This window comes from Chamaesiphon sp. OTE_75_metabat_556, assembly GCF_031378165.1.
Lineage (GTDB): Bacteria > Cyanobacteriota > Cyanobacteriia > Cyanobacteriales > Chamaesiphonaceae > Chamaesiphon.
Genome location: NZ_JANNDR010000058.1, coordinates 1 through 7,283, shown reverse-complemented (window position 1 = coordinate 7,283; position 7,283 = coordinate 1). Strand labels below are relative to the sequence as shown.

Annotated in this window: 5 protein-coding genes; 2 read left to right on the top strand and 3 right to left on the bottom strand. The window is 46.0% G+C overall.

From position 1 onward, the window contains the following. Positions 1 to 317 precede the first annotated feature (317 nt). Positions 318 to 1,352 carry a PRC-barrel domain-containing protein gene (locus tag RMO27_RS02935; protein WP_309728914.1) on the bottom strand — a complete coding sequence of 345 codons (1,035 nt, stop codon included), beginning with the start codon at positions 1,350 to 1,352 and terminating at the stop codon, positions 318 to 320. Positions 1,353 to 1,746: 394 nt separating this feature from the next. Here RMO27_RS02935 and RMO27_RS02930 point away from each other — a divergent pair, with 394 nt between their 5' ends. Together RMO27_RS02930 and RMO27_RS02925 are read left to right on the top strand one after the other, a co-directional pair. Beyond that, positions 1,747 to 3,264, top strand: a complete 1,518-nt coding sequence (locus RMO27_RS02930) for a hypothetical protein (RefSeq protein WP_309728912.1) — start codon at positions 1,747 to 1,749, stop codon at positions 3,262 to 3,264. A gap of 176 nt (positions 3,265 to 3,440) precedes the next feature. Then, the gene (locus RMO27_RS02925; protein WP_309728910.1) at positions 3,441 to 5,144 is read left to right on the top strand and encodes a zinc dependent phospholipase C family protein; all 1,704 of its coding nucleotides are present in this window, start codon (positions 3,441 to 3,443) and stop codon (positions 5,142 to 5,144) included. Positions 5,145 to 5,267: 123 nt separating this feature from the next. Here the strand turns inward: RMO27_RS02925 and RMO27_RS02920 are convergent, their stop codons facing one another. Both RMO27_RS02920 and RMO27_RS02915 read right to left on the bottom strand, forming a co-directional pair. Further along, on the bottom strand, positions 5,268 to 6,197 hold the full coding sequence (locus RMO27_RS02920; protein ID WP_396133604.1) for an undecaprenyl-diphosphate phosphatase: 930 nt from the start codon (positions 6,195 to 6,197) through the stop codon (positions 5,268 to 5,270). 59 nt (positions 6,198 to 6,256) lie between these two features. Beyond that, on the bottom strand, positions 6,257 to 7,283 hold a 1,027-nt coding region (locus RMO27_RS02915), incomplete at its 5' end, for an alkaline phosphatase (RefSeq protein ID WP_309728908.1).

Genomic DNA, 7,283 nt, shown 5'->3' with positions numbered 1-7,283 from the left:
TCGGTACCAACATCCGCACCCAAGATTGTTGAGCTGACAGAATAATTAGCAGGCGATAATCGGGTGTTTCGACTTGATATGAATCTTCATCGACAACCTTAATCGTCGTTCCAAAGCGGTTATTCAACAACGATCGCATCTCTTCTGGAGTCATATCAATTCTGGATTGAGGATTTACAATTTTTTAATTCGCTCGTCGAATTCGGCGCGTGCGAATGTTGGGTTTCACATTCGTTCAACCCAACCTACAAATATTTATGCAGCTAGGTAAGTAAAATTGATAATTATCAACTATCAATTATCAATTATCAACTAATCTAATGTTGTTCCTCTTCTTGATATTCAACCTGCTTGACAGTTTGCGGAATATCTACTTTTTGAGGAGCTTCAGGGATCTTGAGTTTTTGGGGCTGATAAACTGGGGACTTGGTATCGTCGCCCCACATATCATCTTCGAGCGTCAGTAGATCCTCGTCCTCTGGCTCCAATGGTTTGGGAGTGTTGGCAATCGGTGTATAGGGGACATCCTGATAGACTTTGGCGGTGCGAGGCTGCTCGCGGATCGGTTCGTTCCAGTTTTCGCCCTCATCTTCGTCGTCATAGTAGAGGGGTTGCTCTGCTTGGAGCCGCTGCGGCGGTAAGCTTGCAGCTTGAACTTCTTGCCAGTCGTCATCTTCCCAGACGGGCTGCTCGACTGGCGGCTGGGCGCGGACGATCGGTTGGGGTGGGCTGAGGGGTACGCCTGCTGGTAATTGATTTTCGGGACGGATCACTGCCGGACGATAGCTGTATTCGTCTTCCCAGGGGGCTTTGCCGAGACCGATCCGTTCGAGGAAGCCGACGGAGAGTTGTTCGAGGCGTTCTTCACAGCCTTGGAATACCATCAAGCGATTGGGACCGGTACTGACGACTTCATCGATCGAAAATTCGTAGGTACTAATTACATTATCGGGAATCAACGGTAAGCCGATCGCGGCAATAATAATCGAAGTCAGTTTGCCATCGTCGCAGTCAAGTTTGAAGCCTCTAACCTTGCCTAGCATATCGCCAGTTTCGGTGATAACTTCGCAACCGATGAGAGTTGTATAATTTTCAGGGTCGAGATCGTCGATCGCTTCATCGTTGGGCACGAGGATCACATCGCCCATTTTTTCGATCGAGGAGAGGAACATATATTTTACTAGTCCGCCAGGAGCAGCTAGCCAACCGTCGCGTAAACCCAGCGCGATTACTTCACGGCTGTCGATATCGACCAGTAGCTCTTTGACAATTCCCAAGCGTTTGCCTGTATCTTTGGCGATTACTTGGGTATCGATCAGATCGGAGCGTTGACGAATCAGTTCGGATGTCATATTACCAGATTGGTTGCGGAGTACGGGGTGCCGGCGCAGGTGGCGATCGATCTATCTCTAACATTTTATCGCCACCACTGCTCACATCTATTGTACGGTTTCCTCTACCACAAGTTATCGACCTCGATCGATCGATATTTTGCGATGAATGGCAATATGTGATTTATGATTACCCTGATCGCCAAATGATTTGCGGCTTTTGAGTCAACCAGGCTAGTCTCTTTGTGGTTAAGCAAAGCAATTATGACAAATAATACACAAAGCATATTATTGGCGATCTTACTGTGTATACTGCACTCATTAAAATATCACAATAACTCAATCTATCTATCTTTTTGCAAGTCAACTGCAAAAATTATAGGTGATTTTGTCGATCGTATTTTGGAGTGTATCCATGAAGTTTTCAAGTTCTATTGTTCGATCGATCTTTGTATCGATCGTCTTGACAACCATCTCAATAGCCTCAACTGCCAAGCCGTCATCAGCCTTTGATACCGGCCATCACTTCGATTTGACTCGTGATGCCATGCAAGACCAAGGACTAGGAAATACAGCGATCGAAGTCGCTCAACTAGAAAATTGGCTAGTCGATTACTATAGCAATCCTAAAATTTCACCCATCAAAGATGATGTAAATTTACTACATTTTGATAATCTGCTAACGCCACAACAAGTGCGTAACTATTGGGGTCGATTTACAGTCAATACGCGAGATGCAGTCCATCAAGCCACTAGGGAACGAAATCCACTCAAGCTACTGACAATTATGGGGATTTCGCTCCATGCCGTGCAGGATTTTTATACCCATTCAGATTGGGCCGAACAGCATCCACCAACGGGAAATAGCTACCGAACCGAAACTTGGTACAATTCATCCACCAAGAATATAAATGTCATCACTGCGATCGCGGGTCATTTTCAAGGAACGCCCCCACCAAACCATCCCAAGCATGGGGGATACGATAGCGGTTTGAATAAAGATTCTTATAATCGACCAAACTGGGATCGATCTTATGTATTTGCCTATGCTGGCAGCCGTGAATGGGTAAATGCGATTAAGACTTGGGTGAATGAAATCGACCCCAATTTTTGGACGACAGTCAAGTCATTTAGCGTATCGGGTAGCGATCGTCAAAAACTCGATCGGGACTTAACCGCAGTTTATCGAATCTCTGAATGGGTAAAAGATGGATCGGATGATGGCCACTGGAAAGGCCGAGGCAGTGGCAGTCGAGGCGAGTTTTTGGCATTTTCAGCCAGTTGGATTGCCCGACCTGATGGCCGCTTTGTTTCGGAATTTAAGGACAAAAAAACTTACCTTCTACTCAATAAAGGACTGGCGGTGAATGCTCCTAGTCCGGTAGCGATTCCGGTGGTGCCCAGATTGCCCATCAATCATCGAGCGGTATTGGTGAGAACTCTCAAAGTTGCTGAAAAAGATGATGTTGGTACTTTTGAAACTAAAATCGATCCATTCGGTAAAGCAGATTTTTACGCAAAAATCATGGTCGCCGGACAAGAGTTTGTTGAGGCGATGCAGATCGATCGATCGTCCAGAACGCCTGACTGGATGACAATTAAGTTCATTCCTAACACGCTCGTGACAGTACCAATTCGGTATCAACTTTGGGATGAAGATGGTGTCGGACGCGGCGATGACGAATTAGTAGATATTAATCCGAGTAAGGATATTCGCGCGCTGAATTTCTCGTTAAACGTTAGCAATCACAGTTTGTCAGGCGATTTAATGGGCGTGTTCGATCGAGAAGCTAACCCAGTAAATATAACAGGGAAGAAACCCGATAGCGATCGCGGTGTATTGCAGTTTTATGTAACCGAGCGGCCACTTAATGCCATTAGAGTGTCAGCCATCGATGTCGGACCAGTGAGATTAGGGCCAGTAACTCCCTAATACACTTGTCATTTCCTGGCATGAATACAAGCAATCTCAAATGAGTTTTGGATGGCAATACTTGCGATCGATAGTATCGTCAAACTCTCAACTATTTGGCGATCGATAGTAGATGAGTAACTTTTTAGCAGAAATCACCCGCATCAAACATAGTAGTAAATCTTCCATAAAAAGTCATGCCTAATATTGCAAGTTCTCAAAAAATTAGACGGATCGAAATTTTATTGTCAACAGCAGGTGCTATTGTAATTGGCTGCTTGGGAAATCCCTCATCGGCATTGTCCTGGACTCCAACTATGCACGCATATCTCGCCCAACAAGCACTGGATGATGCACTGGATGACGGAAAAATAACTATTTCCAAAGTGAATTATAGCAGTGGTGAAATAGTGGGGACGATCGGTACATATCAAGTCGATCCGGCGATTCTAGCGTCACTGCGAGCTAATACCGCTCAGTATCGAGCCGGTGTCATTGGACCAGATGCTTACCCTGACATTCTGACAGGGCAACAAGCAATTCACCCTGGTGAGGATTTTAGTAGAGTTGTCGGTGGATCTAATAGTTGGCTGCAACACCTGTGGGGTCGTGCTGCTGCGACTAATCGGCCGGCTACCACAGCCTTTACAATCGGTTATCTCACTCATGCGGCGGGTGATATGTTTGCACATACCTTTGTCAATAAGTTTGCTGGTGGTTCATTTGACATTAAGCCTCCAAAAGGTCCAGCTAATGCAATTAAACACTTTGTCGTCGAAGGTTATGTCGGTAAACGCTTGGATGCTCGAGCTTTAAACGCTAATTTTTTCAATGTCAGTATCAATGGTGTCGAGAGTTTCATTTATGAAAACACGATCGATGCCAGACCTGGTACAGTGTTAGACCGGCAATTACTGCGATCTGATGGCAAAGGGGCTAAGTTCTCAATCCCGCGTATATATTCCACCCTGCGAGCTAAATTAGTTCGAGATATTAAAGCATATGACGATCGCAAGGCTGAGTTCGATCGAGAGTCCAGAGCCTGCACAAATACTCTGTGTCGCGCAGCCGTCTTTACTAAAAAAAAGACTTACATGGCGAAAAATGGTCTCATTGTCACTTACAAAGAGGCTTGGCGCAATGATATTGATCGGGGACTCAAAGCTTGGCCAGCAGTCAGTCATGAAGTCGGTAAAGCACTATTTTTTAATCCGAGTAGATCGGCTGACACTCAAAGAGCCGAAGCAGTTTTGAAAAAATACACCACGGATCATCTCTTATCGATGTCTGGTGCGCCAGATTTTGTAGGTCTGACTATTGGGACAATTAGCAGCATTATTGATGTAATTACTCCCGATTTTCTGATCGAACCCATCCGGCAACTCAAAGACGATCTTTTGAATGTATTGCTCAAAGAATCGATCGGCATGACGAAGGAAGAATTAAAGGAATATATCACCAGTCCTGACAAATATTTCGATCGAGTGGTAAATCAAGGTGCAGGAGAAAACGTTACCCTAGCCACCTTTAATTCAAAGTACCTTCGTATTCAAGATACTGGCTACACCAACCCGCGCGAAGCCTTTGATTATCGTAAGGTTTCTGCTGCCTATAATACCGTCGTAATGAGTAAGCTGGTCTTGCTTAATCGCAGCGAACTGAATCGGTTAATGGTCGATCTTGGTAGCTCCTCACGATTGACAGAACCTAATGTAATGCTGGGCTTTGTGCGGACATTAGATGGTAGCAATCAGTGGAATACTCCCAGCGTCATGGTGTTGGCAAAAGAGTGTAGCACCTATCGAAAAATATTCATGAAACAGCCATGGGAACCTGTTACCCTCTGTCTGAATCGAACACCCATCGACATCCCGACGATCGATCCAGTTCTGCTACCATAACATGAGTAAATCGCTGTTACTCATGAATAAGCTTGCAACTCGATCGACATTTCCCGATCGAGTTGCAAGCTAAACTCAAAGCATCGCTCGATCGATTGAAGTAACGAGCTGAATCGGTTGAATTCACCCTTTCCAACCAGCAGCTAGCGCAATCAGAATCGAGGCTCCAAATGCGTAACGGTACCAGACGAAGACCATCGTGTTTTTGGTTTTGAGATAGTTGAGTAGGAAGGCAATCGAGATATAGGAAAAAATAAACGTAGAGATCGTACCTACTGCTAAATAGACGATCGGTAATTCATTCCCTTTAAAGATTTTGACAGCTTTAAATAAGGTCGCCGCTGCTAGTGTTGGCAAGCCCACTAAAAAAGAAAATCTCGCTGCTGTTTGACGATCCAATCCTAAAAACAAACCCGCAGTGAGGGTCGATCCAGAGCGAGAAGCCCCAGGAATCAAAGCGATCGCTTGAGCTAACCCGACCAAAAAACCATCCTTAATTTCTAATCGCTCGAATCCCCGTTGGTGAGTACTAAACCGCTCGGCAATCAATAAGAAAGTTGCCATGACGATCGACATCATCGCAATAATTTGGGCACTATCCGGCAAGATATCTTTGCCTAAATAGCCCAGAATTAGTGCGGGCAGAGTACCCACGGCAATACCGATGAAGATTTTGACATCAATGTTTTGCCAATCTTGGCGCGCAATGCCAGCGACACCACCAGTAACCACCGTAATGATATCTTTCCAAAAGTAAATTAATACCGCAATCACACTACCAAATTGAATCGCATCGGCATAATCTTTTTGACCTAATTGTTGCCAACCAAATGCCTTGGTCGTCACTAATAAGTGGGCGGTACTACTAATCGGGAGAAATTCGGTGATGCCTTGAACTAATCCCAAGAATAGAGCTTGTAAAATATTGCCATCAGCAGCAATAGGCGGAGAGTTTACGATTGCTGGTTTGGCTGCTACCGGAAGTACCATCAATCCAGCGATAATCATGCCGAAAATCGCGATCGCTAATTTAGTATTCGATCTCATATGCATACTTGGTGATGGGGCTAGATCGATTATTATCGATAACGACACTAATCGATCGGTTGGTACTATCGATCGCTCTCAAGAGCGGCTGGTGGTTTGACTGCGGCTAACTGGGTTTGATAAATGTGGATCTGATCGGTTAAACCTGGAATCCCAGGCACATTGTGATCGTAGAGTTTAAAGCCTTGACCGATCGATTTGGTCAAGACAGCGGAAGCATAGCCTTGATAATAGACAGGAACGGGGCGATTGGCATGATTGCCCCAGCCGTATTTCCCGGTCTCTGGCAGCTCTTTGCCTGCTGCATCTGTGGCGACGACGGGTTGGGAACCCCAATAATGTCCGGCATCGACGGCGGTATCGACGTCTGTTAATTTCTGGGCACCTTGACGGCGCAAGCGATCGGGAAAATCATCATTGAGCGTGAAATAATGATCGTGGTCGGCGGTGACGATCAGTTGATTGCGTGCCCAGCCGCCGTGAGTGGAGATCCAGTCGATGACCGTACCGACAGATCGATCGAAATCTACAGTAGCCCCGATCGTATTATCGAGATTATTATCGTGAGCAGACCAATCGATATCGCCACCTTCAATCATCAGCCAAAAACCATCGGGATCTTTGCTCAATACGGTTAATGCTGCGGTAGTGAGTTCGTTAAGTGTCGGATTTTCATTCCGTTCCCGCTGGACAAATTGCGGATCGGTTTCCTGTTGGAGCGGGCGGTTGGTATCTGGTTGCAAACCTCGTGTGGTATGCACTTTGGCCATGTCGAAGCCAGTGGTGTGATAATCGTGTTTGGCCGAACTTACGGGTAGATTGCCAGCTTGTCCCCGTGCTCCGTAAAGACCGAGCAATCGCTGTCCCCGATTGGGGTCGATTTTAGCGGCTGTTTGCGCTAATTTTTGGGCGGCATTGGCACCGCGTTCGAGGAAGGTGTACTGGTAGACGTTACGATCCGGTTTGGTGCTCAGTTCTTGATAAGTGGCGGCACTAATATAAGTATGGACTGGCTCGATCCCAGTGGGCAGGGGATCTTTGACATTCGATAGTGGGTGTCCGCCGCCGAGAAGCACTGTCGGTTGATAAATC